The 26,360-nt window shown below is 59.8% G+C and carries 26 protein-coding genes and 1 pseudogene; 25 read left to right on the top strand and 2 right to left on the bottom strand.

Translation table 11 applies throughout. The annotated features are described in order from the left end of the window. Nucleotides 1–78: 78 nt before the first annotated feature. The 9 genes from GS424_RS10925 to GS424_RS10885 all read left to right on the top strand — a co-directional run bounded on the left by GS424_RS10925 (nucleotide 79) and on the right by GS424_RS10885 (nucleotide 9,852). On the top strand, nucleotides 79–2,760 hold the full coding sequence (locus GS424_RS10925) for a valine--tRNA ligase (RefSeq protein ID WP_160943658.1): 2,682 nt from the start codon (nucleotides 79–81) through the stop codon (nucleotides 2,758–2,760). Nucleotides 2,761–2,762: 2 nt separating this feature from the next. Continuing rightward, complete coding sequence (locus tag GS424_RS10920) at nucleotides 2,763–3,662, top strand: GGDEF domain-containing protein (RefSeq protein WP_160943659.1); 900 nt, start codon at nucleotides 2,763–2,765, stop codon at nucleotides 3,660–3,662. A 106-nt stretch (nucleotides 3,663–3,768) separates the two neighbouring features. After that, the gene (locus GS424_RS10915) at nucleotides 3,769–4,458 is read left to right on the top strand and encodes a hypothetical protein (RefSeq protein ID WP_193666517.1); all 690 of its coding nucleotides are present in this window, start codon (nucleotides 3,769–3,771) and stop codon (nucleotides 4,456–4,458) included. 125 nt (nucleotides 4,459–4,583) lie between these two features. After that, on the top strand, nucleotides 4,584–5,252 hold the full coding sequence (locus tag GS424_RS10910) for a hypothetical protein (protein WP_160942191.1): 669 nt from the start codon (nucleotides 4,584–4,586) through the stop codon (nucleotides 5,250–5,252). A gap of 120 nt (nucleotides 5,253–5,372) precedes the next feature. Then, a complete protein-coding gene (locus tag GS424_RS10905) occupies nucleotides 5,373–6,167 on the top strand; it encodes a hypothetical protein (RefSeq protein ID WP_160942192.1) in 795 nt (264 codons plus the stop codon). After that, nucleotides 6,164–6,790, top strand: coding sequence for a hypothetical protein (locus tag GS424_RS10900; protein WP_160942193.1), 627 nt, complete (start codon nucleotides 6,164–6,166; stop codon nucleotides 6,788–6,790). Before GS424_RS10905 ends, GS424_RS10900 begins: the two co-directional genes overlap by 4 nt. 19 nt (nucleotides 6,791–6,809) lie before the next feature. After that, entirely contained in the window at nucleotides 6,810–8,873 is a 2,064-nt protein-coding gene (locus tag GS424_RS10895) for a lectin like domain-containing protein (RefSeq protein WP_160942194.1), read from the top strand. A 263-nt stretch (nucleotides 8,874–9,136) separates the two neighbouring features. Then, the gene (locus tag GS424_RS10890; RefSeq protein WP_160942363.1) at nucleotides 9,137–9,511 is read left to right on the top strand and encodes a type II toxin-antitoxin system RelE/ParE family toxin; all 375 of its coding nucleotides are present in this window, start codon (nucleotides 9,137–9,139) and stop codon (nucleotides 9,509–9,511) included. Then, on the top strand, nucleotides 9,508–9,852 hold the full coding sequence (locus tag GS424_RS10885; protein ID WP_160942195.1) for a helix-turn-helix domain-containing protein: 345 nt from the start codon (nucleotides 9,508–9,510) through the stop codon (nucleotides 9,850–9,852). The genes GS424_RS10890 and GS424_RS10885 overlap by 4 nt, the downstream gene beginning before the upstream one ends. Nucleotides 9,853–10,011: 159 nt before the next feature. Here GS424_RS10885 and GS424_RS10880 read toward each other — a convergent pair whose 3' ends face one another. After that, nucleotides 10,012–10,248 carry a helix-turn-helix domain-containing protein gene (locus GS424_RS10880; protein WP_154332275.1) on the bottom strand — a complete coding sequence of 79 codons (237 nt, stop codon included), beginning with the start codon at nucleotides 10,246–10,248 and terminating at the stop codon, nucleotides 10,012–10,014. A gap of 334 nt (nucleotides 10,249–10,582) precedes the next feature. Between GS424_RS10880 and loaP the strand changes: the two genes are divergently transcribed. The 11 genes and pseudogenes from loaP (at nucleotide 10,583) to GS424_RS10830 (ending at nucleotide 21,580) form a co-directional block, all read left to right on the top strand. Next, nucleotides 10,583–11,095 (top strand): antiterminator LoaP, encoded by a 513-nt coding sequence (gene loaP, locus GS424_RS10875; protein WP_160942196.1) that lies wholly within the window; start codon nucleotides 10,583–10,585, stop codon nucleotides 11,093–11,095. A gap of 37 nt (nucleotides 11,096–11,132) precedes the next feature. Further along, nucleotides 11,133–11,921: a sugar transferase gene (locus GS424_RS10870; protein WP_160942197.1), complete on the top strand. Its 789-nt coding sequence runs from the start codon at nucleotides 11,133–11,135 to the stop codon at nucleotides 11,919–11,921. A 156-nt stretch (nucleotides 11,922–12,077) separates the two neighbouring features. Next, a complete protein-coding gene (locus GS424_RS10865) occupies nucleotides 12,078–13,271 on the top strand; it encodes a glycosyltransferase (RefSeq protein ID WP_160942198.1) in 1,194 nt (397 codons plus the stop codon). Further along, entirely contained in the window at nucleotides 13,264–14,541 is a 1,278-nt protein-coding gene (locus GS424_RS10860) for an O-antigen ligase family protein (protein WP_160942199.1), read from the top strand. The genes GS424_RS10865 and GS424_RS10860 overlap by 8 nt, the downstream gene beginning before the upstream one ends. 45 nt (nucleotides 14,542–14,586) lie before the next feature. Next, complete coding sequence (locus GS424_RS10855) at nucleotides 14,587–15,693, top strand: polysaccharide pyruvyl transferase family protein (RefSeq protein WP_160942200.1); 1,107 nt, start codon at nucleotides 14,587–14,589, stop codon at nucleotides 15,691–15,693. Next, nucleotides 15,672–15,866 (top strand): annotated as a pseudogene (locus GS424_RS18150) (4Fe-4S dicluster domain-containing protein); the annotation flags it as partial. The gene GS424_RS10855 and the pseudogene GS424_RS18150, both read left to right, overlap by 22 nt. 3 nt (nucleotides 15,867–15,869) lie before the next feature. After that, nucleotides 15,870–16,901, top strand: a complete 1,032-nt coding sequence (locus tag GS424_RS10850) for a Coenzyme F420 hydrogenase/dehydrogenase, beta subunit C-terminal domain (RefSeq protein ID WP_244977518.1) — start codon at nucleotides 15,870–15,872, stop codon at nucleotides 16,899–16,901. After that, on the top strand, nucleotides 16,885–18,006 hold the full coding sequence (locus tag GS424_RS10845; RefSeq protein WP_160942202.1) for a glycosyltransferase: 1,122 nt from the start codon (nucleotides 16,885–16,887) through the stop codon (nucleotides 18,004–18,006). Before GS424_RS10850 ends, GS424_RS10845 begins: the two co-directional genes overlap by 17 nt. Further along, on the top strand, nucleotides 18,006–19,139 hold the full coding sequence (locus GS424_RS10840; protein WP_160942203.1) for a polysaccharide pyruvyl transferase family protein: 1,134 nt from the start codon (nucleotides 18,006–18,008) through the stop codon (nucleotides 19,137–19,139). Before GS424_RS10845 ends, GS424_RS10840 begins: the two co-directional genes overlap by 1 nt. A 202-nt stretch (nucleotides 19,140–19,341) precedes the next feature. Further along, the gene (locus GS424_RS10835; protein ID WP_160942204.1) at nucleotides 19,342–20,340 is read left to right on the top strand and encodes a Coenzyme F420 hydrogenase/dehydrogenase, beta subunit C-terminal domain; all 999 of its coding nucleotides are present in this window, start codon (nucleotides 19,342–19,344) and stop codon (nucleotides 20,338–20,340) included. Next, the gene (locus tag GS424_RS10830) at nucleotides 20,324–21,580 is read left to right on the top strand and encodes an oligosaccharide flippase family protein (RefSeq protein ID WP_160942205.1); all 1,257 of its coding nucleotides are present in this window, start codon (nucleotides 20,324–20,326) and stop codon (nucleotides 21,578–21,580) included. Before GS424_RS10835 ends, GS424_RS10830 begins: the two co-directional genes overlap by 17 nt. Nucleotides 21,581–21,686: 106 nt before the next feature. On the opposite strand, the gene GS424_RS10825 is transcribed toward GS424_RS10830, so the two are convergent. Then, on the bottom strand, nucleotides 21,687–21,905 hold the full coding sequence (locus tag GS424_RS10825; RefSeq protein WP_160942206.1) for a hypothetical protein: 219 nt from the start codon (nucleotides 21,903–21,905) through the stop codon (nucleotides 21,687–21,689). Between the two features lie 137 nt (nucleotides 21,906–22,042). On the opposite strand from GS424_RS10825, the gene GS424_RS10820 reads away from it, so the two are divergent. The 5 genes from GS424_RS10820 (at nucleotide 22,043) to GS424_RS10800 (ending at nucleotide 26,360) form a co-directional block, all read left to right on the top strand. Then, nucleotides 22,043–22,255, top strand: coding sequence for a helix-turn-helix domain-containing protein (locus GS424_RS10820; RefSeq protein ID WP_160942207.1), 213 nt, complete (start codon nucleotides 22,043–22,045; stop codon nucleotides 22,253–22,255). Between the two features lie 157 nt (nucleotides 22,256–22,412). Continuing rightward, a complete protein-coding gene (locus tag GS424_RS10815) occupies nucleotides 22,413–22,967 on the top strand; it encodes a zinc ribbon domain-containing protein (protein ID WP_160942208.1) in 555 nt (184 codons plus the stop codon). Between the two features lie 141 nt (nucleotides 22,968–23,108). Further along, nucleotides 23,109–25,022: a threonine--tRNA ligase gene (gene thrS / locus GS424_RS10810; RefSeq protein ID WP_160942209.1), complete on the top strand. Its 1,914-nt coding sequence runs from the start codon at nucleotides 23,109–23,111 to the stop codon at nucleotides 25,020–25,022. Nucleotides 25,023–25,509: 487 nt separating this feature from the next. Next, nucleotides 25,510–25,827, top strand: a complete 318-nt coding sequence (locus GS424_RS10805) for a PadR family transcriptional regulator (protein ID WP_160942210.1) — start codon at nucleotides 25,510–25,512, stop codon at nucleotides 25,825–25,827. Further along, on the top strand, nucleotides 25,824–26,360 hold the full coding sequence (locus GS424_RS10800; protein ID WP_160942211.1) for a DUF2812 domain-containing protein: 537 nt from the start codon (nucleotides 25,824–25,826) through the stop codon (nucleotides 26,358–26,360). Before GS424_RS10805 ends, GS424_RS10800 begins: the two co-directional genes overlap by 4 nt.

Here is a 26,360-nt window from a genome sequence, read left to right as displayed (position 1 = left end):
TAAACGAGCGGGCGGATCGCGGACGAGCGGCGCGCCCGCTTTTCGGTTTGAGAGACTTTGAGGACGAAAGAGCAGATCATGGCCGATAACACGAACGACAAGAGCGGCAAGAAGATCGACTACGACTTCGCCGCGCACGAGCGCCCGCTTTTCGACGCGTGGATGGACGCGGGCTACTTCCAGCGCACGCCCGAGCTGGGCGCGGGCACGGGGCAGCCCTACACCATCGTCATCCCGCCGCCGAACATCACGGGCGTGCTGCACATGGGCCACGCCCTCAACGACACCATCCAGGACACGTGCATCCGCCGCGCCCGCATGCAGGGCCGTCCCACGCGCTGGATCCTCGGCACCGACCACGCCGGCATCTCCACGCAGACCAAGGTGGACAAGAAGCTGGCCGACCAGGGCATCAGCCGTTTGGAAATCGGCCGCGAGGCGTTCATCGAGGCGTGCTACGACTGGTATAAGGAGTACGGCACCACCATCGTGAACCAGATCAAGGGCATGGGCTGCTCGTGCGACTACGCCGACGAGCACTTCACGCTGGAGCCGGCCTACGTGAAGGCCGTGCGCAAGCTGTTCGTGGACTGGTACCACGACGACCTCATCTACAAGGGCAAGCGCATCGTGAACTGGTGCCCCCACTGCACGACGTCCATCTCCGACGACGAGGCCGAGTACGTGGACGAGGCGGGGCACCTGTGGTACCTGCGCTACCCGCTGACCGAGCCCGAGGACGGCCTGGAGTACCTCGTGGTGGCCACGACGCGCCCCGAGACGATGCTCGGCGACACGGGCGTGGCGGTGAACCCGAAGGACGAGCGCTTCAAGCACCTCGTGGGCAAGACGGTGAAGCTGCCGCTCGTCGACCGCGAGATCCCCATCTTCGCCGACTGGCACGTGGACAGGGAGTTCGGCACCGGCTGCGTGAAGACCACGCCCGCGCACGACCCGAACGACTGGGCGATGGGCGAGCGCAACGGCCTCGAGCGCATCAACATCTTCGACGAGACCGCGCACGTGGTGGACGGCTTCGGCGCGTTCAGCGGCATGGACCGCGACGAGGCCCGCGAAGCCGTCGTGGCCGCGTTCGACGAGCTGGGCTTGCTGGAGAAGGTGGAGGACCACGACCACTCCGTCATGACGTGCTACCGCTGCCACACGAAGCTCGAGCCCTGGGAGTCCGAGCAGTGGTTCGTGGCCGTGGACGGCCTCAAGCAGGACGCGGCGCGCGTGGTGGAGGACGGCTCCATCCAGTTCCACCCCGAGCGCTGGAAGCAGGTGTACCTCGACTGGCTGGACAACCTCAAGGACTGGTGCATCTCGCGCCAGCTGTGGTGGGGCCACCGCATCCCCATGTTCTACTGCGACGAGTGCGGCTGGGAAGACGCGTCGGTGGAGGACGTCGAGGTGTGCCCCGTGTGCGGCAAGCCCGCACGCCAGGACGAGGACGTGCTCGACACGTGGTTCTCGTCGCAGCTGTGGCCGTTCGCCACGATGGGATGGACCGAGGAGGGCATGGACGCGCCGCAGATGAAGCAGGCGTATCCCACGCAGGTGCTGTCCACGGCGCGCGACATCATGGGCCTGTGGGTGGCGCGCATGGTGATGGCGTCCATGTACTGCACCGATCGCATCCCGTTCGAGCACGTCATCATCCACCCGACGGTGATGGCCGCCGACGGCAAGCCCATGTCCAAGAGCCGCGGCAACGGCGTGGACCCGCTGCGCCTCATGGAGGACTACGGCGCCGACGGCATGCGCTTCGGCCTGCTCATGCAGGTGACGGGCGCGCAGGACCTCAAGTTCAACGAGGCGAAGCTGGAAAGCTCGCGCAACTTCGCGAACAAGATCCGCAACGCCGCGCGCTTCGTGACGATGAACCTCGACGACTACGAGCCGGGCGCGCCCGAGCCCGTGACGCCCGCCGACCGCTGGATCTTCTCGCGCTTGGCGGGGCTCGTCGCCCGCGTGGACGAGGCGTTCGCGAACTTCGAGTTCGGCGAGATCACGCGCGAGCTGTACTCGTTCGTGTGGAACGAGTTCTGCGACTGGTACATCGAGTTCTCGAAAGCCCGCCTGAACGGCTCGCCGGAGGATCGCCGGTCCTGCCAGCGCAACCTCGTGTTCGTGCTCGACCAGGCGCTGCGCCTGCTGCATCCCATCATGCCCTTCGTGACGGAGGAGATCTACCAGCAGCTGCCCATCGATCGCGCGGACGCGCCGTACCTCATCGTGGCTGCGTGGCCCGACGCCGAGGCGCTGGCGCGCTACGCCGACGCGGACGCCGAGCGCGCCATCGACATGGTGTGCGAGACGGTGTCGGCCATCCGCTCGACGCGCGCCCGCTACGGCATCTCGCCGAAGACCGAGCTCAACGTGGTCGTGAAGGCGGGGGAGGCCGACGCGGCGCTGCTCGAGGCGCAGCGCGGGCTGATCGAGGGCATGGGCGCCACGGCGTCGCTCGCGATCGCCGCCGACGCCGAGAAGCCGGCCGAGTCCAGCGTGTCGCTGGCGCCGGGCCTCGAGGTGTACATCGTGCTGTCGGGCCTCGTGGACTTCGACGCCGAGCGCGCGCGCTTGGAGAAGGAGCGTGCGAAGCTGGCCGCCGACGCCGGCAAGCTGGAGAAGAAGCTGGGGAATCCGGGCTTCTTGGCGAAGGCCGCGCCCGAGATCGTGGAGAAGGATCGTGCCAAGCATGCCGAAATGGCCGATAAGCTGGCTCGCGTGGAGGCGCAGTTAGCGGAATTGGGGTAGCCATGTTCCCGTACGCGAGCATCCATCCCGCTGTTGCGAATGCCGCATTCGACCAGCTGAAGTACGACTTCTACCGCCTGGTCGATCCGAGCGACCACCGGGTGTTCGCGTACGGTTGCGATACGGCGGAGCTTCGCGCGTCCGACGAGCTCTGCTATCGCGTCTGGAAGCAGGGCGCGCCGTGCCTCAACTGCACGTCGCGCTCCTGCTTGGCGCTGCAGGCGCCCATGTTCAAGATCGAGTACCTCGACGGGCGCGTGCTGCTCGTCACGAGCCTGCCGTCCGAGGTGGAAGGACGCGTTTTCGCCCTCGAGCTGATCAAGGACGTGACCGACAGCCTGCTCGTGGCCGATATCGAGGTGCACGACAACATCGAGATCACGCACATGGTGACGAAGTTCAACGATCTCGCCGTGCGCGACGGGTTCACGAAGCTGTTCAACAAGACCTACATCAACAACGAGCTCGAAGGGCTCATCCAGGCCGCGAAGGACGATCCTGCCGTCGAGGCCGCCGCGGTCGTGGTGCTCGACATCGACGACTTCAAGCTGATCAACGACACGTACGGCCACGTGGCCGGCGACGACACGCTGCAGTACTTCGCCAACCGCCTGCGCAACCTCGCGCGCGAGTTCGACGCGTGGGTCGGCCGCTTCGGCGGCGACGAGTTCGTGCTGTGCGCGCCGCAAGGGCTTGTCGATGCGGACCTCGAGCGCCTGTTCGCCGAGGTCGACGTCATCGAGCAGCACGTGTTCGAGACCGAGGCGGGCTCCTTCTCGCTCACGGCCAGCTGCGGCGCATGCTTCGTGCGTCCCGACGACACCGCCCGCACGCTGCTCGACCGGGCTGACGAGGCCATGTACCGCGCCAAGCCCCTCGGCCGCAGGCTGGCCGTGCGCTAGGGAACGGCGCCTTCCTGCGGATTCTCTCCTCGTGCGGGCGCGCTGCGCAGGGTACGGGTGATACGATGATCCCGTAGGTGCGATTTGACGCGAGAGAGGATGTCCCATGGCGAAAATCAGCAAGTTGATCGACGAACTCAAGGGCAAGACCGAGGAGGAGATCCGCACGAGAGAGCAGTATTGCTTCCTTCAGAAGATGGCCAGCGCGAAGTCGGAGACCTTCGAGAACCGACTCAAGCTCAAGCTGAGCAAAGAGGAGACGGCGGGCGCGCCCGAGATCGTGGGCGGCAGAGCGTACGAGTACCATAGCGGACAGCATGTGAACATCTCGCAGCAATGCGACGATGCCGTTCCCAAGGAGATCGCCGAGTTCTTCAAGGGCAGCGAGGAGGTCAAGGCGGGCTTCCAGAAGCTCGTCAAAAAGGGCCTTTCCGGTCCGATCAATGATACGTCCATCGGCGAGACCGAGGAGACGAAGTCCTTCGTGTTCCCTGAGAACTACGCCATCGTGCGCGTGGACGTGACGGCCTACAAGTACGCGTTCTCGTCCGAGGACGTCCTCGCGAACAACGTGGAGAACGTGTTCGTCTACACCATGGCGAAGTCCATCGTAGACTGCAAGAAGGTGAGCCTCGACTCCCTCTTGCACGCCGTCGTGGATATACTGAACGACGACACGGGCGAGAACCTCAACATCGAGCAAGTGATGCCGTTCGTTAAGGAGCTGCAGATGTACTGGAAGCTGCTTGACGAGAACGCGATCTCCGCAAGTGCATCCGACCTGCTGCGCGGGTAGCTCAGGTCGCGTTTTTTGATTAGTTTGCGTTCTCAAGCGTCCTGCGGACGTGCAGGACGATTGAACCAAAGGACGATGCGCTGCACCCTGCATAGTATGGACGATTCTGCGAGAGAGGATGTCCCATGACGAAGATCAGCGAGATGATCGACGATATCAAGGGCAGGACCGAGGAGGACGTACGCGCGAGGCAGCAGCTCGTATTCCTTCAGAAGATGGCATGTGCGAAGTCGAAGGAGCTCGAGGGCCGGATTGCGACCATGTTGAGCGATGAGAAAGCGGTAGGGGACGTTGCGATCATGGGCGGCGGGGCGTACGAGTACCATAGCGAGCAGCATGTGAACATCTCGCGGCAATGCGACGACGCCGTTCCCAAGGAGATCGCCGAGTTCTTCAAGGGCAGCGAGGAGGTCAAGGCGTGCTTCCGAGCCATCGTCAAGCAAGGCCTTTCCGGTCCGATCAATGATACGTCCATCGGCGAGACCGAGGAGACGAAGTCCTTCGTGTTCCCTGAGAACTACGCCATCGTGCGCGTGGACGTGACGGCCTACAAGTACGCGTTCTCGTCCGAGGACGTCCTCGCGAACAACGTGGAGAACGTGTTCGTCTACACCATGGCGAAGTCCATCGTAGACTGCAAGAAGGTGAGCCTCGACTCCCTCATGCACGCCGTCGTGGATATGCTGCGGGGCAACTCGGACGAGGGTCCGTCCCCCGATCAGGTGATGCCCTTCATCCAGAACCTTCAGACGTGCTGGAAGCTGCTCGACGAGGGCATAGTGCCGCCTCGGTAGCGCACCTAGCCCGATAATTCTCCTTGACTCATGCCCCCTGATTCCCTATGATCAAAGCAAGGGACAATGCGGAGCCGCCCTGCACAATGCGAACGGTGCTTCGGGACAGGAGAAACCACCATGGCGAAAATCGGCAAGATGATCGACGACCTCACGGGCAAGTCCGAGGAGGAGATCCGCATGAAGGAGCAGTTCAGCTTCCTTCAGAAGATGGCTAGCGCGAAGTCGGAGACCTTCGAGAACCGGCTCAAGCTCATGCTGAGCAACAAGGAGACGGCGGGCGCGCTCGAGATCGTGGGCGACAAGGCGTTCGAGTACCACAACTCGCAGCACGTCAACATCTCGCAGCAATGCGACGATGCCATCACGGGGGCGGTCGACGAGTTCTTCAAGGGCGGCAAAGGCGTCAAGGCGGGTTTCCAGAAGCTCGTCAAGCAGGGGCTGTCCGGCCTGATCGGCAACACCTCCATCGGCGAGACCGAGGAGAAGATGTTCTTCGTGTTCCCCGAGAACTACTCCATCGTGCGCGTGGACGTGATGGCCTACAAGTACACGTTCTCGTCGAAGGGCGTCCTCGCGAACAACGTGGAGAACGTGTTCGTCTACACCATGGCGAAGTCCATCGTCGACCACAAGAAAGTGGGGGTCGACTTCCTCATGCACGCCGTCGTGGACATGCTGTGGGGCGACTCGGACGAGGGTCCGTCCCTCGATCAGGTGATGCCCTTTATCCAGAACCTTCAGATGTGCTGGAAGCTGCTCGACGAGGGTGCGGTCTCCGCAAGCGCATCCGACCTGCTGCGCGGCGCGGCGCCCACCGTGGATACCTCGGTCAAGGAGCGCATCCAGAAGGAGGTCAAGGCCCTCACGCCCGAGGATGTTCTGGCATCCGCCAAGAAAGGGGCGATCGCATGAGTGCGCCGCATATGACCCGCGTGGCGATCGCCAACCGCTCCGGCGTGCCGTTGCTGGACGCGCGCGTGATCCACGTGTTCGGCGACGAGCAACCTGAGGTGCTTACCTGGTCGAGGGCGATCGAGTCCGGCGAAGGCATGCTCAGCGACACGAAGAACGTGTCGTACGCCACCGGGTTCGGCAACATGACCGACAACGATTGGTGGTTGGTAAGCTGGGAGACGGAGGAGGCGGGGCAGCGGTTCGTTTGCGCCACCACTCCTTCTATGTTCAACCTGGTGAGCAATTATTTCATCATGCAAGGAGGAGATGCGATTGGCGCGACCGTTGACGTTTCCGACGCGATCGATCCATCCGATACAGCCAAAAGCATGAGCAAGATGGGAGGATCCTTGGCGAAGCTGCTGTTCGGAGGGATCGCGCGCAAAGTGGACAAATCGCAACTCAAAGAGCACGTCCTCAAAGAAGAAGATGCCTACGATCCGCTGCATCCCGCCGATATCGGCCTGAAGTTGGTCGTCGGGAGCGATATGACCGTCACGTTCGAAAGTCCGTCGGGAAATTCTAAGGCCGACTACACGAAGGTGGCCGTGCCGAATGACCTTGTTGCCCTGGGCTATTAGGCGAAGGGGTGGGATACCGATGAGAATCAGCGCGCGCTTCATCGTTCGATTCGCCGTCGGCCTGGTTCTCGCGTTCGCTCTGGCGGCGGGCTGCGCGCCCGCTGCCGGGGCGGACCCCGTCCTCGCCGAATCGCAAGGAGGGGGCGGAGGGGCGCGGGGAGGGGGGCTCCTGCCGCTTGCGCCCGACTGGCTTGCCTACACCTACGATGCCGACATGCCGACGGTGCTTGCCGAAAGCGATCTGCCCGCATCGTTCGACCTGCGCGCCGAGGGTATGGCGACCGGGGTGAAGGATCAGACGCCCTTCAACGCATGCTGGGCGTTCGGTGCCCTGGGATCGCTCGAGTCGAACGCGCTCGTTTCGGGCGAGGCGCCGTTGGAAGGGTGGGCCGGTTATTCCGAGCGGCATTTGGCCTGGTTCGCCTACGAACCGCTGCTTGCGGGCGAACAGGCGGGGGAGGGCGTGGTGCCTGCAGACGTGGGATCGGCGAGTCCGATATGGGGGCCGGTGTACCATATGGCTGCGGGGACCTCGTACCTTGCCCTGACGGCACTTGCATCCTGGGAGGGGGCCGAGGACGGCGCGGCGGTGCCGTATTCCGACGACTTGGGAACAGTGGAGCCCGGCAACGAGAGCTGGCGCGTGGACGAGAGCCTGCGCTTCGACTCGGTCGATCATCTGACCGACGTCGACTTCCTGCCGACGCCCGTGACCGAGGAGGGAGATTCCTACGTGTGCAGTTGGCCCGCTATCGAGGCTGTCAAGCGCTCGATACTCGAAAACGGCGCGGTTTCGGCCTCGTATTACGCCGAGCAGAGTTCGCCGGGTGCTGAGCCGGGCTCCTCGGAGTACTTCAACCGGGATACGTGGTCGTCGTGCGTGACCAACGTCGACGAGCTTGACGCTCCGTTCGTAAAGCCGAACCACGTGATCACCGTGGTCGGGTGGGATGATTCGTATTCGAAGAGCAACTTCGCGGAGGGGCATCAGCCTGCGGGCGACGGGGCGTGGATCGTCAAGAACAGCTGGGGGACGGGATCGTGGGGGATTCCGGATGGGAACGGGAAGGGAACCGGGTACTTCCACCTTTCCTATTACGATGAGTCGGCCGGCGAATTCATGAGCTTCCAGGGAGACGGCGCAGCGGACGGGTTCGACTACGAGACGAGCTACCAGCACGATTTCTTGGGGATGTCGGCCATGCTGGTCGAGGAGGAGCACACGCGCGCGGGGAGGTCGACTGCCAACGTGTTCGTTGCGCAGGAAGAGGGAGAGGTGGGGGCCGTGTCCTCGGTCGCGATGCGGCCGGGAATGAGCGTGAGCGCCCAGGTGTACCTGCTCGGCGAGGATGCCTCCGATCCTGCCGACGGCGAGCTGGTGGCGAGCGCGTTCGAGACGTTCGCGTTCAGCGGGTACCATACGATGGAACTCGACGTGCCGGTGGAGGTGTCCGTGGGGCAGCGATTCTCCGTAGTGGAGACGATCACGTCCTTGGCTGAAGACGGCTCGATGCTCTACCAGTCCTATTTCGAGAACGGGCCAGCAGACGAGACGAGTTCTCGGCGGTGGAGCGAGCTGTCGCGCATGGACACGACGGTGGTGGTGCATGAAGGCGAGAGCTTCCTCTACGAGGAGGGCGCGGGTTGGACGGACGTCGTGGATTTGGACACGGTGGGCTGTCGGTACGATTCGAGCGTACGCGTCGAGTACGGCAACGCCCTCATCAAGGCATTCGCGAACGGGCGGGAGGAGGAGCCCGAGCCGAACGAGCCCGACGAACCGGTCGTGCCCGATGAGCCCGACCCTGACGGCCCCGGCGAACCTAACGAGCCGGTCGTGCCGAGCGAGCCTGAGCCTGGCGACCCTGATGCGCCGAGCGAGCCTGAGCCCGGAGGGTCTGACGTTTCGACCGATGCGGAGAGCATGGCGAAGCCGCTGCCCGAGGTTGCCGGCGAGCAGACGCCTGCTCCTTCGGAAGGCTCCGCCTTGGCAGCGACGGGGGGCAGGCTTCCGGTCGGCATCGCCATGATCGCGGTTATCATGCTCGTCGCCGTGATCCTCGCCCGCATCCGTCGACGTTGACGGATGCGGGCGAATCCGCGTCGGGAATCCGCGTCGGATTGGCTGGCAACGCGCGTGCGATCCGCGCTGGGTCGGCTGGCAACGTGCGTGCAATCTACGTTTGATTCGTTGGCAAGGCGCGTGCGATCTACGTTGGATCCGCGTTGGATCCGCGCGAGATCGAGGCGAATTCCCGCTAGATCCCCGCCATCGCCGCGTAAGACGGCGTTGTTACCATTGAAGGAGGAGAATCGCTCGACAAGAAATAACGTGTGAGGTATATTATGGGGACTTGGGAAGTTGATCTGAGCTTGATACGTCCATGGCTCGATGAGCAGGATTGCGAGACGATTATCCGCATAACGGCGGCGCTCAACGAGCTTCGCGACGTGGGCCCTCGTCTTGGAAGGCCGCTTGTGGATACTGTCGAGCGATCAGCGTTCAAGAACATGAAAGAGCTCAGACCGCCCTCTCCCGGCAGAAGCGAGATCAGGATCCTGTTCGCATTCGATCCGTCGAGGAAAGCGGTGATGCTTCTGGCGGGCGATAAATCGGTCGGCGGAACGCGTGAACGATGGGGCCGTTGGTATGCGAGAGCAATCCCGAGAGCCGATAGGATCTTTCGGCACTACTTGAAAGGGTTGGAGGATTCAAAGTGAAGGAAATCCTTACCATCGAAGAATACCTTGCGACACGTTCGGATATCACTCCCGAAATGATCGAGGAGGGGCGTCTTCTTACCGAGGCTAAGATCAAGGGATACGAGCTGCAACAGGCGCGCAAGGCGTGCCGTATGACGCAGAAGGAGGTCGCGGCCAAGATGGGCGTCAGCCAGAAGCGCATCTCCGACTTGGAGAACGGCAGCATCGACGTCATGCAGGTGGATACGTTGCGCCGCTACATCACCAGCCTGGGCGGTACCCTCGAGATCAAGGCCATACTCCCCGAAGTCTCCCTCGATCTTCAAGGCCTGGGCACCGATCACCCGCTTTTCTCGTAAACGCGATCTTGTAACGAGCGACGCCTCTTGGGTTGCCGGAAGGCTTCCCGAGAGCTTCCGCTCGTTCCATTTTTCGTGGCTTTCGTTACGGCATTGTTGCTTTTATACAACATATAGGTATAATCGAATGCGCGACGGGCAAACCGTTGGATGGAAGGGTCAGGCGCTCGGGTCGATGCGGGGGATTCCCTCGAAGAACTCGGACAGCGTCATGTCGAATCCGTTCGCGATTTTCGCAAGGTTCTGCAAGGTGACGTTGCGCTGCCCGACCTCGATGGATGCGAGGTAGGTGCGGTCCATGCCGATTTTGTTGGCAAACCGCTCCTGGCTGACATCGTTGATGGCGCGCAGGTCCTTGATACGCAGACCGACTTTTGTTTGAAGTGTGTTTCGCATCGTCGCAGCGTATCGTGTGTGTTGTGTATATAACAACGGACTATATACAACATTGCACAATCGTTGAGGGAGGGAAAGGCGCTCGTCGCCTTTTTCTTTCGGCGGGTATGTTGTATGTATGCAACATACCCGTGAGCCGTCGGGCTCGGTACATATCTTGAGAAGACGAAATCGTCGCGAAGCGCGTTCCGTCGATCGACAAGAGGATGAATAGATGCGTTGGCTCGATACGAGCGGCTGTCGCCGGAAGGCGACGGCACGGCGCAGCTATTCGTCCTCTTTTCTTTTGACGGAACGGATCGGCGTGCGCGAGAGGCGAGAGGAAGGAGCAGGCATGTGGTATGTGGCGCAAGTGCAAGCGGGTCGTGAGTCCTCGACGCTCGAGATGTGCCGCCGCTTGGTACCCCCTTCCGTCATGGAGGACTGCTTTATGCCCGAATACGAGGTCATGTGGAAGATCCGCGGCGAATGGCGCCTGGTGAAGCGGCTGTTGTTCCCGGGGTACTTGTTCTTCGTGGCCGACGATCCCGAGGCGCTCCATCGGGAGCTGTCGAAGGTGCCCCTGCCCATCCGTCTGCTGGGCAACGAGGAGAACTCGTTTTTCCCGCTCACGGGCAAGGAGCGCGACTGGTTCCTGTCGTTCATGGACGGCAGCCATACCGTGCGCATGAGCGAGGGCGTGATCACCGGCGACAAGATCACCGTCACGAGGGGCCCGCTCATGGGCTTCGAGGGCGACATCCGCAAGATCGACCGGCACAAGCGCCGTGCCTACCTCGACGTCAGCCTGTTCGGGCGCACCGTCCCCGCCAGCGTCGGCCTGGAAATCGTCAGGAAATCCGCATGAAGCCGAATCGCCCGACGGGGGGGGGGGTGCTGACCGCATGGGTCGCGTACTGGTGGTTGAATCCTGCACGACAACCGAAGACTTGCTCGAAGACGGCGCGCTAGCGGCGACGGTCGGCGACGGGGCGTGCGCGGCGACCGACGTGGCGTACCTGGCCCCGGAGCCGGCCGCCGAAGCCGAAGGCTTGGCGCCCGCTCCCGCGCACGCCAAGTGCCGCTTGGGCTATCGCTTCGTCAAGCGCGCCTTCGACATCGCGTTCAGCCTGTGCGTGATCGTCGCGGGCTTGGTGCCCGGACTTGTTCTCAGTCTGGCTATCGCCATGGAAACGAAGGGCAGTCCTATCTACACGCAAGAACGTGTAGGAAAAAACGGCAAGCCGTTTCGGATCTTCAAGTTCCGCACTATGGTGGCCGATTCCGACAACGTCGAAAAGTATTTGAATCCTGGGCAGCTTGAAGAATGGGCTCGCGAGCACAAAGTCGCCGACGATCCTAGGATTACCTCCCTTGGGAAGATCCTTCGGGCGACGAGCGTCGATGAGTTCGCTAATTTTCTCAACGTCCTTGCTGGCCAAATGAGCGTAGTGGGCCCACGCGCCATTGTCGAGGATGAGGTTATCTGGTTCGGCTCGGATGAAAAGCTGTTGCTTTCCGTGCGGCCCGGCGTGACGGGTTGGTGGCAGGTTAGGGATCGAAATGAAGCGACCTACGAAAGCGGAGATCGTCAGAAACTCGAATTGCATTACGTAGAGCATGCCTCGCTCCTGTTCGATGCCCGTATCTTCTTAATGACCTTCAAAGCCGTGCTCAATAGAACTGGAAAGTAGCAATGGCAACGGCTTGCGCGATGCGAATTGTAAAGACGAGGTCGGTTGAAGGTGCGGTGATGAAGCGCTCCTGCAGCGCGTCGGGTGGTTCTAACGCCAGCCTTTCGCTTCCCGTCGCCGAAAACGCTTCCCTTGAGGCTTCATGAAAGACGTGCTATGAAAAAGATTCTATTTGTCGTCCACTCGCTTGGAGGTGGCGGGGCTGAACGCATTCTTGTGAACATAGCCAACAACCTGCCTCGTGATAGCTTCGATGTCTCCGTCATGACGATTGTCGATAGCGGTCTACATCGAAGGAGTCTTGCGGAGCATGTGCGATACCTTTCGCTGTTTTCTCTGCCTGGAGGGAAGGGAGCTCGTGAGCGCAACGGCAGCGTTTCCGGCAGCTTGCTTGCGGGAAAGTCGTCCTTCAAGACGATTGTGAAAAAGCTGTACATGTTGTTCTGGAGGCATGCACCCGCCTCGGCCCTTCATCGATTCGCCGTGCGTGAAAAGTACGACATTGAAGTTGCGTTTCTTGAAGGGATTTGCACGAAGTTTGTTGCGGCCTCTTCGGATAGGCATGCTAAAAGGATCGCTTGGGTTCACGTGGATATCGAAAAAGAGGGGAAGTCGCATACAGCGTTTAAGTCGTTGCGAGAAGAGCGTTCTTCATATGAACGCTTCGAAAAGATTGTATGCGTATCGAATGGCGTAGAGGGTTCGATGAGGCGCATGTTTCCTGCTCTTGCAGACAAGCTGCTGGTCGCCCGTAATCCTATCGACATGCGCGATGTGCTGGAAAAGGCGCATGAGGCGATTCCTGCGGAATGCGAATGCCTTTTTGACAAGTCGTTCGTGTTCTGTTCGGTTGGGCGCCTTTGCGAGCAGAAGGCTTTTGACCGTCTTGTGCGCGCTGTCGCCCTCTGCCGGCAGCGGGGAAAAGACGATTTTGCCGTTGTGGTCATGGGAGAAGGTCCCGACAGCGGGAGCTTGCAGTCCCTTGCGTCCAGCTTGGACGTGACGGATCTGATCCATTTTATCGGATATCGAGAGAATCCTTATCCTTTTATCGCTCGTTCTCATGCATTTGTATGCACGTCGCGGGCCGAAGGCATGAGCACGACGGTGAGCGAGGCGCTTATCTTGGGTGTTCCGGTGGTATCCACCCCTTGCTCGGGTACGGAAGAATTGTTTGCGATCGGGGACGGCAGGATTATCGGAGAGAGCGACGAGGAGATAGCTGATGCTCTGTGCGTCGAGATGAGCGCTTTTCGGAAGCGCTCCTGCGATAGTTCTGCGCATGTTCGAGAATTCTTTGATTTCGGTAACGCCCTGTCTTCCATTGAAAGTGTTCTGACTTGTGATTAGCAAGAAGCCTTTGAGCCACATACTGTTTTTGGCATCTTTGTACCTGTTTGCATTCTCGTCAATCAATAGAGAAGCGTCTTTGTTCGGCCTGGATATGCGTTATTTTCTTATCGCAATCATGATTCCAGCCCTTTTCTTCACCCTCTGCGATGCGGCTGGGTGGCGTAATACTCGGGCGGGGACTGTCGACAAACTGTTTTTCGTCTACTATGCTTTGATCCTGATAAGCTCGCTGAGCCTGACTACGACGGAGCTTCCCATAGATGCTGGAATAGCGGGCAACGTTGCGGTCTTGCACGGAATGAACCTCCTCATGCTCGTGCTCATCGTCTCCAACAGGAAAATTGTCTCTTTCGACTCGATCGCAAGCGCAATCTGCGTTTCGGGCTGCATTCTCGGAGCGAGTCAGATTGCGGTCTATCTCGGTTTCGATCTCGGCCTTTTCCTCCAGTCGGAGGATGTGAGAACGATGGCGGTCGATCGCGGTGCTGGCGAGCACCTTAATCTTTTCGGGCAGCATTTCAGAGTGTCGGGTTTTGCGGAGGATCCGAACTACGCCTGCTTCTTCAACGTGCTTTGCGGGGCGATGGCCGTCTGTATCAGAAGAAAGAAGCCGCTGCTGTCGAAAATGGCTCTCGTCGTCTCCGTCATCGGGATTTCCCTGTCTTGGTCGAGGACGGTCGCATTCGGATCCGCTCTGGCGGGGATATTCGTTGCGCTTGCATATTCTCAGCCGCGATTGCGCAAGGCGGCTCTCTGTTCTTTGCCGATTGCCGTTGCAGCTGTTTCCCTTCTGCTGCCGATCCTGAAAGTTGGTTCGCTCCAGACGATGAGCACGCGTTATACGCTGTGGACGAACGCTTACCATCTGTTTTTGGAATCGCCGCTAATCGGTAACGGCCTTACGTCGTTCAGAACGTACAACTCGATGATGCAGAACGGGTGGTACGTTCATCCCCACAGTTCGTATTGGGAGACGCTTTCCGAGTTCGGCGCTCTAGCTTTTATCGTGCTGGTCGCGATATTCGTCTTTGCCATGCGGGAGACCGAAAGCCCGGTGATTAGTTTTCTGATCGCAGCTTTCGCTGTCTTCTCGATCAACTTCGATTGCACCTATCTTCAGATATCGATCGTCGTTCTCGCTCTTCTGCCCGCCAGCTCGCAAAGCATGGCGGTCGAATTGCCGAAACGCGGAACCTCGCTCGACGAAAAGCGAAGATCGCATCGGAAAGCATTGAGGGCGCATTATCCGAAGATCCGTTTAGCTTAAGTCGTCGATCCGACTTCCTTTGCGGCGCATGAGAAAAGAGATCCTATGAAAATCGGCATACTGACCCATTACGATGTATCGAGCCACGGAGCTTATTTGCAGCTTTACGCGATGAGCCGCGTCTTGCAAGAGCGAGGGCATGAGCCGTTCGTGCTGACCTATTGTAAAAATTTCGATTTCGCCGAAGGAGATGAGGCGAAGAAGTTTCAGGTTGGTTTATCCAATGTCTCGTACTATCTTCGTAAATATCTTGTCGATGCCGGACCGGCGAACAGCTATTTCCAGCTGAGAAAGCATAGAGAGCTCATATCTTTCGGGCGACGCACTTTTTCTTACGCGCCTTACGCGCAGGCGGACATGGATGCCGCCGTCATTGGCGCTGACGAGGTGTTCAGCTTGCAATACGGCGTCAATAGCATGATGTACGGACACGGGGTCGATGCCCGAAGCGTTTTTTCCTATGCGCCTTCGTTCGGGCAAACCGACATGGGGAGGATCGAGAGGTTTCGCGTTAGATCGCTTATTGCGGCAGGGCTTGCCTCCCTGCAAGGGCTTTCGGTGCGAGACGAGGGCAGCGCTGATGTCGTCGAGCAGCTTTGCGGCATTCGCCCCTGCATCGTCTGCGATCCTGCACTGCTGTACGACTTCGAACGAGAGCGTGCGGAATTCTCACGCGGCAAGCCAAGGAAGCCGTATGCTCTTGTGTACGCTTACACGACGAACATGAACGAACCGCAGGTTGTCGAGTCGGTCAAATCGTATGCGCGCGCTCGTGGTTTAGAGCTGGTGTCCATCGAGGGGTACCATGCTTGGTGCGACAAAAACGTGGTTTGCAATCCGATGGATATGCTTGCCTGGTTTTCGTCGGCATCGGCGGTGATCACGGACACGTTCCATGGAACCATCAGCTCGGTCATCACCCATGCCCCACTTGCTCTTTTCACACGTCCTACGAATACGGTAAAGCTGGGTAGCCTTGTGAGGCAATTGGGACTCGAAAGCCGTCTTGTGACGGATGGACTTGGTGTTGGGGATATCCTTGACCGTCCGTTCAGCTATGAAGCGGTTGAGGAGAACGTGAAGGTTCTGCGTTCGGAGGGCTCGGCGTACCTTGATTTGCAGCTCGGCATATGCGAGGGAATGCTGTCGTGATCGAATCAATTTGCGATAGTTTCGACTCTCGCTGCACGGGCTGCGAGGCATGCATGCGGGCTTGCCCCCGATCTTGTATCGAAATGGTTCCTGACAAAGAGGGCTTCGCGTACCCATCTATTGACAATTTCTTGTGTATTTCGTGCGAGGCGTGCGTTCGAGCGTGTCCCAACAACATGGATGTTCGGTACGAGGATTCAGCTTGCGCCTGGGCTTTTCAAGAGCAGGGCGACTTTGCGCTGCGAAGCTCGTCGGGCGGCGCTTTTCATGCGCTTGGACTGGATGTGCTCGCTCGAGGCGGGGTGGCGTACGGTTTCGCCTTCAACGGTTGCGACCTGGTGATGAGACGTGCGGACAAAGCAGCGGACCTTGACAAACTCCGTGGCTCCAAATATGTGCAAGGGTCGATCGGCGATTCTTTCGATCAGATTGAACGCGATGCCGTTCTCGGTCTGCCGATTGTGGTGTGCGGCACGGCATGCCAGATCGCGGGAATTCGCTCGAGCTTGAGCGCTTTGCGCGACAAGGTTCTCTTGATCGACCTCGTGTGCCATGGCGTGCCTTCTCCTGCGATGTTCGAAAGGCACGTGCGCTATTTGGAGAAGCGGTTCGAAGACGATCTCATCGAGTACTCGTTTAGGGATAAGAAAACAACGCATTGGCTGATGAGCAAGCATTTCCGGTATCGTTTCGCCCGTAGGGACGATGTGGAGGGGAATTGGAAGGCCGACGCTTACTACAACGCGTATCTGAAAGCGCTCACCATGCGAGAGTGCTGCTACCGATGCCCGTACTCGACTGTGGCGAGATGCTCTGACTTGACGCTATGCGATTTCTGGGGCGTGGATCGAGCCTCGCGATCTATCGACCAACGCCTCGGCGTCTCTGCCTTCATCGCGCACACGGACAGGGGGCGGGCGGCTGCTGAGCGCTTGGAGGCATATGGCGTTATGCATAAAATCGAAGTTGACGATATCCTGAAGGGCAATCCCAATTTGGAACGTCCCACGAATCGTCCTGCAGCGCGCGACGAAGTGTATGCGGATATTTCACGTACGGGCTACGAAGCGTGGGCCGTCCGGCAAGTGACTCTAAAAGACCGCATTTTCGCGTTTGTCGTCGATTCGGTTCCGTTGTGCGCCGTGGAGTCGTTGCAAAAGCTTCGTGACCGCAAACGAGCAAGGAGCGAACGTGTCGAAAGGCGTTAGTCGGAAGAAAGCGTTGTTCGTGGTCAACTCTCTAGCAGGAGGAGGGGCCGAGCGGACTTGCGTATACCTCGCAAATGTCATGGCGCAAGACGCCGACGTCGATATTGTGACATTGTACGAGGATGCTTCTATGCCGGAGCTCGCTGGCGTGCATATTGAGTCACTTGGCCTTGGACGGGATGTCGGGAAAGCGGCCAAGCTCTCGCAGTTGTTTGCCGCTCGGAAGAAGCTCGATGCTTTCGTATCGCGACGCGAGCAAGAAGGTCGGTACGATCTCGTCACAGCGCATCTGACCGCCTCCCATGTTCTTACCTCGTTTTCCCGGGTGGCAGAGAGGTGCTTGTACGTCCACCACTCGCTTCCTTTCGCGATTCATCAGCTGTATCCTATGCCGCTTTTGCGCTATCTGCGTCGAATATATCGGCATGGGCAATCGGTTAGCGTATCAGATGGAGTGAGACGGCAGGTTGTGGAGCTGTTTGGAGCCGATCCTTCGAACGTGACCACTATCTACAACGCCGTTCCGTGCGAGCATATACGCGAGAAGATGCACGAGGACATCCCTTTTGAGAAGGAGTTCTTGCTCTGCGTTGGGAGGCTCGCTTCCAGCAAGCGGTTCGATCGGATGGTGAGGGCGTTTGCGGAAGGAGGTTTCGATGAAAGGTTCGACCTCGTCTTTTTGGGCGAAGGTCCCTTGAAGGGCGACCTGATGAACCTTGCTGAATCCTTGGGAGTCGGCGCTTCTGTCTATTTCCCGGGTTATACGGAGAATCCCTATGCGTGGATGAACCGGTCGAGCGCGATGATCATGACATCGGATCGTGAAGCTCTTCCGACCGTTTTGATCGAGGGGCTTATGGCGGGCACGCGCGTCGTGAGCGCAGATTGTGATTTCGGGCCTCGGGAGATACTGACGGGGGAGTTTGCCGCCTATCTAGTTCAGCCGGATTCCATCGGAGACTATATCGAGGCCATCAAGGGTGCTCTTGAGTCGTATCCATCGCCTAGCGCCGAGCTATTTAGGCGCTACGATGCAGACGAGGTCGTACGTCAGTATTTCGCGCGGTACGAGGCCCTCGTACGTGCGGATACGGAGGTTGAATAATGAAAAGCGGAATTGTCGGCACAACTCCTACGGTCGGAATAGTCACTTTTCATAAATCGTTGAGCTACGGGGGCTGTCTTCAAGCTTACGCTACCCAGGTGCTTCTTGAGAAGCTCGGCTATGCGGCGTTTTTCGTGGATTATGAAAACCCCTACGAAGCGCGAATGAAATCGAACGCCGTTTTTCGCTACGGCACTCTTAAGGAGCGTCTCGCAGCCTTCGCAAAGAAGACGATCTATCGTCAGGAAGAATATCAGAGGCGCGCGTTCGAAGACTTCCATAAGATGCTTCCGGTGACGCCTCGATCGTACAGTAGCGCAGCTGAAATGGACGACGTCTCCGCAGATGTCTTGCTGGTTGCCTCCGATCAGGTGTGGAGCCCTAAGATAACCGGTGAAGTGGATCCTGCCTTCTTCCTTGATTTCGGCAATGCAGAGAAAAGGGTGTCGTTTGCGTCAAGCATGGGATCGTACACGTTGTCGTCGGATGAGATTGCGGCATGTGGAAAACACCTGCAGCGCTTCGATGCGGTGAGCGTGCGAGAGGACTTTACGCGCAAGCAGATCGAGGGCCTATGTTCGTGTGGTGTCCATATCGCACTTGATCCCACGTTGCAGATCAGTGCCGAACGGTGGCGAGAAAGAGCGATCGAGCCTCGGGTGGATGTGCGCAACGGATTCATCTTGGTTTTCATGGTTAGCTCTGCCCCTTCTCGATACGCATGCATTCTGTCAGAGTTACGGGCGCGTTTGGGTGTTCCCGTCGTGATGGTTCGCCTGAATTCGAAAAAAGCGCCGAGCGTCGATCACGTGATTCCGGCAACACCGTTCGAGCTTCTGTGGCTCATCGATAACGCATCATTCGTCCTTACGGACTCGTTTCACGGGATAGCGTTTTGCTCGAATCTTGAAACTCCGTTTGCCGCATTGCCGAACATTAGCAACAACGTTCGTCTGAAGGAATTGCTTGCGGGTATGGGGCTGGAGGCGTGCATGATCGATGAAACCGATAAAGGAGCCGCTGGGTCGGTCGATATCGATTTCGGCGGCGCTCGCATTACTCTTGACGAGCGCAGGGCGAAGGATATGCGCTGGTTGGCAGCTGCTCTTGGAAAGGCCAGCGGCTGTGCGTAACGTCGGCTCTGTAAGATGCGATGAGTGCACGGGTTGCGGTGTATGCGAGGTTGCGTGTCCGGTCCAGTGCATCGTCCTGGTTTCCGATGGCGAAGGTTTCTTGCGTCCGTCGGTCGAAGAGGCGTGTTGCATAGGATGTTCGAAATGCCTGAACGTGTGCCCTGCTTGCGGTGAGCCTAAAACCGGATCGCGAAAAGAGGCCGTGCTTTTCCGGTACTTCGGGGAGGGTTCAGGGGATAGCTCGTCGGGAGGGGCTGCGTTCGCGATCGCGTTGTCGGTTATCGCGCGCGGCGGGGTGGTGGTCGCTTGCGCTTTTGACGCGCAGGGGACCGCGCGTCATGCTGCATTCGAAACCCTTGACGAGCTTCGTGCGATGCAGGGGTCGAAATACGTGCAAAGCGATGCCCGTGAGGGGTATAGGCTGTGCGGGGTGTCGCTTGAGGCCGGTCGCGAGGTTCTTTTCATGGGAACGCCCTGTCAGGTTGCAGCGGTCAGGATGTTGTGCGGGGATTGCGACCGCTTGCTTACATGCGATCTTATCTGCCACGGCGTGCCCAGTCCCGGTTTCTGGGCGAAAAACTTGGAGTATCAGAATTCGCGAGGGCTTTTGGCATCACGCAAGGACGTGCTGTTCCGCAGTTCGGACAGGCGAAGCCGGGTCAATTTCGAGTTAAACACCAAAGGGACTTATGGCAGAAGAAGAATACCTTATGAAAAAGATCCCTATTTTACGCTGTTCATGGGAAACGCGTCTTTGCGCGAGTCGTGCTATATGTGCTCATATGCTCGAGAGGAGCGGATGGGCGATATTACGATAGGAGATTGTGCGTCGCGAGACAGGTATCCGGATTTTCATCCATGCGAACCAGTATCCTCGGTTATTGCGAATACCGATGCGGGACAGGTTGCGCTCGAGTCTGTACTTTCGCGCATTGACATTGATTTCGTCCCCTTGGATTTTTCGCTGGAAGCTCAGCTGAACGGGCAGCTGAGCAGGCCGTCGCCGCGTCCTGGATCGCGGGAAGATGTTTATGGCGATTTGCGCGTCCTCGACTATCGAGGTTTTGCCCGCAAATACTGCAAGTCCGTTACGATAGGATGGAGAGCGAAGCGCCTTGTCAAGATTCTGATCCCGGTTGGCGTTCGCGTTGCATTGAAACGAGCGGTGCGAGGGCTGGGTGACCATGGAAGAGGAAGATAACGGCAAGAACGGCGTAATAAGGCTCGCGAAAAATACGGGCTTTCTCTACCTTCTCTCTCTGTCGTCTCAGATAGTCAACCTCGCTCTCATCCCTTTCGAAACTCGGGTGCTTGGATCCGAGGCGTACGGCGTGATCGCGCTGGCGGTTGCTATGTCTTCGGTCGTTACCGTCCTCCTGGACTTCGGATTCATCTTGTCGGCGACTGAGAGAACGGTCAAGCTTGTTGGCGACACGCGTGGTTTGGCTCGCCTGTTGGGCAACGTTGCATGTGCGAAGGCCTATTTGGCACTCGCAGTCGGCTTCGTCGTGAGTGCGCTGGTTATTTTCGTTCAGCCATTTTCCGATCATCGTGCATTGTTCCTCCTATATTATCTGGCGTATGCCGTCAGCGCGTTTCTTCCGGATTTCTTCTATCGAGGTCACGAGGATATGCGCATTATCACGGTTCGCACGATGGCGGTGAAAGTGGTTTCGGCGTTGCCTATCTTCTTTTTGCTGCGTAGTCCAGCCGATATGTGGGTGGTTCCGGCTCTGCTGCTTGTTGGTAATGCGGCTGCGGTATCATTCTCTTATTACGACATCCGCAAGCGATATCGTGTGAGGTCTCTGGTATGCAAACGTGCGGAATCGCTGGGTCTTCTTAGGATGAGCTTCGGTTTCTTCGTCTCGCGTTTCGCTTCGGTGTTTTACCAATCCATGAACTCGGTTCTTCTCGGTTTCGCGTATCCAGGGCAAGCGATCGTCGGTTATTACGGTGCAGCTGAGAAGTTCCTATCGTACTCGAAGGCGGTGTCTTCGCCCGTAGCCGATAGCTTGTATCCGTATATGGTGCGGACGAGAAATTACAGTCTTTGCATCAAGATTCTTGTCGTGGCGATGCCTCTCGTTCTGGTTGCCGCCGTTATGGGGTGGGTGTTCGCCGAGCCGATTTGCCTGTTCGCATTCGGAAAGGGTTATGAGGGATCTGCGGAGCTATTGCGTTGCCTTATGCCGGCAATCGTGGTTATTCTTCCTACGTATGTTCTTTGCTTTCCCATGTTGGTGCCTATGGGGCTGTCTCGGTATGCCAACCGATCGAATGTGATAGGCGCGATCGTCCAGGTTTCGCTCGTCGGGGTTCTCTTTGGAACAGGTTCGTTCGATGCGAGAGCGCTGTGCCTTGCAGCAAGCGCCTCGGAAGTGTCGGTGTTTTTGTACCGTCTTTGGGCCGTGTGGTCGCATCGGGGCCTTATTCGGTGAGAACGCGCCAAATAGATAGAGGCGTCTGCCCCATGTTTTGCATTTTGCGAGGGACGATTTGTTTCGAATCTGCGAGTTGCAGTTGCTCGTCGAGGGTCGATGGGCCTCACTTGTTTTCTGGGCTCAGTATTGCGAGCGAGTTGCAAGCGGTCGAAGCGCAATGCTCCAGCAGGCACGATATCAGTTTGATGGCTTCGGGTGCGTGCATGCCGCTGTTCGATAGCGCGAGGGTCAGGGTCGACAGCCCATGAAGGGTCATACGGACATCGGTCAGTTCGTCGATTGCCTCCAGCGTCGTTTCGATTTGGGGTGTTTGTTTGTACATGCCAGCCTCAACGATCTACGATAAGATTTGAATATTCAAATATTGTAGAGGATCGTACGTGTAAGGTAAAGCGGTACTTGGAGTTTTTCGCAATCCTTTTGGGGAATTCTGATACCCTGATCAGGTAGGAGGAATTCATGGCGTCCATCCAATATCGCAAGCTGTTCGACATGATCGCGCGTCGCGGCTATAAGAAAACCGACCTTCGAGAAGAGGTCGGCTTGTCCACGGTCACCATCGCCAAGCTCTCCAAGGGCGAGTCCGTCACGACGGACACGATCCTTCGCATCTGCGAGCGGTTCGACGTGCAGCCGGGGGATATCATGGAGTACGTGCCGGATCGGGACTGACGTCCCTTCATCAACCTGTAACTCAACTGCTTGCGGAAATTACCTGCACGTCTGCTCGTTCTTCGCCATCTTTGCTATAATGACTGATCGTGTGCAGGTATCAGGTGTTTCGATGCGTGTGCGCCAGTCGCTGAATATACAAGAAAACGAGGTTGAAATGAGCGAACTGCTGTCCCAGCTGTGGACTCCTGAACTGCAAGCCGCGTTCACCGTGGTTGTGGTGCTGCTGGTCATCCTGTACGTGCTGTCCATCATCTGGGTGGTTCGCGACGCGTACTTGCGCGGCTCCTACTGGTACGTGTGGGCCATCGTGGCGCTCATTCCGCTGCTCGGCATCATCGCGTACTGCTTGCTGCGCCCGCCGCTGCTGCAGATCGATCGCGACGAGCAGGAGCTGGAGATCGCGCTCAAGCAGCGCGAGCTCATGAAGTACGGCGAGTGCGCGAACTGCGGCTATCCCGTGGAATCCGATTTCGTGCTGTGCCCGAACTGCCACCAGCGCCTCAAGAACCTTTGCGGCACCTGCAACCACGCCCTCGACCCCACCTGGACCGTGTGCCCGTACTGCGCCACGCCCGTGGCCGGCGGCCCCCGCACGCGCCGCGCCCCGCAGCAGCAGCGCGCTTCGCGAACGCAGCAGCCGCAGCAGGCGGCATCCCAGCAGCAGACGAGGCAGGCGCGCCCCGCTCAATCCGAGCACGGCGCCCAGTAACCACTTCGCTTTTCATCGAAGCCGCCTCGCGAACAACGGGGCGGCTTCGTTGTTTTGTCGCATCGGCGGGCGCCGGACGCGCCCGCTGCGAACCGATCGTGCAGGTGCTTTGTGCGCACCCGGCACAGGAAAGGAACTGATATGAACATCGTACTTCCCGACGGCTCGACCAAGGAACTCGCGGAAGGCGCCACCGTCGCCGACGTGGCCGCCTCCATCGGAGCGGGCCTGGCGAAGGCCGCGCTCGCCGGCATCGTGAACGACCAGCCGGTCGACCTCTCCGCACCCGTGCGGGAGGGCGACGCCGTCGCCATCGTCACGGCCAAGAGTGACGAGGGTCTCGAGCTTCTGCGCCACTCCACGGCGCACGTCATGGCCGCCGCGCTCGTCGACCTCTACGGCGACGTGCAGTTCGGCGTGGGGCCGGCCATCGAGGACGGCTTCTACTACGACGTCAAGCTCGACCGCGCGCTGTCGCCCGACGACTTCGCCGCCATCGAGGCCCGCATGGCCGAGATCGTGAAGGCCGACGAGCCCTTCGAGCGCCGCGTGGTCACGCGCGCCGAGGCCGAGGAGATCTTCGCGAGCCAGCCGTTCAAGCTGGAGCTCATCGCCGAGCTTCCCGAGGACGCCGTCATCACCACCTATCGCATCGGCGAGTTCACCGACCTGTGCCGCGGGCCGCACCTGCCCTCGACCGGCAAGATCGGGGCGTACAAGCTGACGAAGCTGGCCGGCGCGTACTGGCGCGGCGACGCCGAGCGCGAGATGCTCACCCGCATCTACGGCACCGCGTTCTTCAAGCAGAAGGAGCTTGACGAGCACCTGCACAATATGGAGGAGGCCGAGAAGCGCGACCACCGCAAGCTGGGCCGCGAGCTGGGCATCTACACCATGGACCCGCTGGCCGGCGTGGGCCTGCCGCTGTACCTTCCCAAGGGCGCGCGCGTCATCCGCACCATGCAGGAGTGGCTGCGCCGCGACCTGTACGAGCGCGGCTACGAGGAGGTCATCACGCCGCACGTGTACAACGCCGACGTGTGGAAGACCTCGGGCCACTACGGCTTCTACAAAGAGAACATGTACTTCTTCAACATCAACGAAGGCACCGACGAGGACCCGCGCCTGACCGAGTACGCCGTGAAGCCCATGAACTGCCCGGGCCACGTGATGCTGTACAAGAGCGAGCTGCATTCGTATCGCGACCTGCCGCTGCGCTACTTCGAGTTCGGCACCGTGTACCGCCACGAGATGAGCGGCGTCGTGCACGGCCTGCTGCGCGCCCGCGGTTTCACCCAGGACGACGCGCACGTGTTCTGCACGCGCGACCAGGTGGTGGACGAGGTGGTGGCCATCCTCGACCTCGTGGACCACATCATGAACACGTTCGGGTTCGCCTACGAGGCCGAGATATCCACGCGCCCCGAGAAGAGCATCGGCACCGACGACATGTGGGAGCACGCGACCAACGCGCTCAAGGAGGCCTGCGCGCGCCACGACCTGGCCTACGAGATCAACGAGGGCGACGGCGCGTTCTACGGCCCGAAGATCGACATCAAGGTGAAGGACGCCATCGGCCGCACCTGGCAGTGCTCCACCGTGCAGGTCGACTTCAACATGCCCGAGCGCTTCGAGCTGACCTACCGCACCGAGGACAACACCGAGGAGCGCCCCTGGATGCTCCACCGCGCCATCTTCGGCTCCATCGAGCGCTTCCTGGGCATCCTCATCGAGCACTACGCCGGCGCGCTGCCGCTGTGGCTGGCTCCCGTGCAGGTGGCCGTGCTGCCGCTGGCCGATCGCCACAACGACGCGGCGGCCGAGCTGGCGAAGCAGCTCAAGGCGGCGGGCGGCCGCATCGAGGTGTACGACCAGAACGAGCCCATGCGCGTGAAGATCGCGAAGGCCCAGAGCCAGAAGATCCCCTACATGGTGGTGCTCGGCGACAAGGAGATCGAGAACGGCACGGTCAGCGTGCGCGAGCGCCACGAAGGCGACCTCGGCGCGTGGCCGGTCGAGCAGCTGCTGGAGAAGATCCGCGAGGCGGCGCTGTAAGCCTCCCGATCCGTTTCGCGTTCGACGACGACCCCGGCCAACGGCGCCGGGGTCGTTTTTTGCTCGGGGTAAGTTCCGGCTGCGTGCAGGAGGCAGGGGCGTGGCATGCAGCAGGGGCCGTCCGCAAGCCCTTTCGCCAAGGGTCGGGCACGCGAATTCGCGCATGCTAACCAATTTTTTCGTTTTGCGTGCGATTCGGCGCTTCGAAGCGCCCTTGGACGCCGATTTCCGAAAGCGGTTTTTACGTTTCCGCAGGTCGCACGATTCGCGTTCGACCGCTGTGGGGCAGCAAGCCCCCTTGAGCGTACGCAAAACGAAAAAATTGGTTAGAACTCGGCGATTCGCGTGCCGCAGTTAAACCGTCAGGTATCGAGCGCTTCCGGCCCGAGACGGATTCCTCCTTGCATACTATATCGGCTTCCGATATACTGACTATATCGGAAGCCGATATAGTTGCGATGGCGAGGGCGAAGAGGGAGGGGGAGGCGTGGAACCGATAGCGCTGACCGAGGCGGTGTTCTACATCCTGCTGTCGCTCGACGAGCCGCTGCACGGCTACGGCATCATGCAGAATGCCGAGCGTCTGAGCCGGGGCCGCGTGCGCCTGGCGGCGGGCACCCTGTACGGCGCGCTCGACACGCTGCAGAAACGGCGCTGGATCGAGCCGGCGCCCGGCGGAGGGTCGGGGCGGAAGAAGGAGTACCGGTTGACGGACGCCGGCCGCGACGCGGTGAAAGGCGAGCTCGAGCGGCTGCGCGAGCTGGTGGAAAACGGCGAGGAGATCGTGGGGAGGTGGCCGTCGTGAAGCGGGTGATGCACCGGCTGTTCTGGGCGTGGGATTTCGACCGCGAGGAGGAGTGGCTGAACACGTGGGCCGCGCGCGGATGGGCGCTCGTCGACGTGTGCGGGTTCCGCTACGTGTTCGAGGAGAGCGCGCCGGGGGAGTACGCGTACCGCCTCGAGCTGCTGGAATACACGGCGAACCATGCCGAAAGCCGCTGCTACCTGGACTTCTTGCGCGACATGGGCATCGAGTGCATCGGGTCGTACGGCCGCTGGGTGTACCTGCGGCGCAGAAGCGACGGCGCGCCCTTCGATCTGTTCTCCGACGTCGATTCCAAGATCGCGCACCTGCGGCGCATCAACGTGCTCGTGCTGGCGGTGCTCGTCATCTGCCTGGCGGGCGGCGCGAACCTGCTGCATATGCGCGACTACCCGCTGGATGCGCTGCCGTTCGCCGTGCTGTGGGCGGCGGTTTCGATCCTCGTGGCGTGCGGGTTCGTGCGGGTCGCGCGCAAGCTGCGCCGCTTGAAGCGCGAACGCGCCGTGCGCGAGTAG

This window comes from Eggerthella guodeyinii, from assembly GCF_009834925.2.
GTDB lineage: Bacteria > Actinomycetota > Coriobacteriia > Coriobacteriales > Eggerthellaceae > Eggerthella > Eggerthella guodeyinii.
The sequence above is the reverse complement of the archived record's forward strand: the minus strand, read 5'-3'. Positions and strand labels throughout refer to the sequence as shown.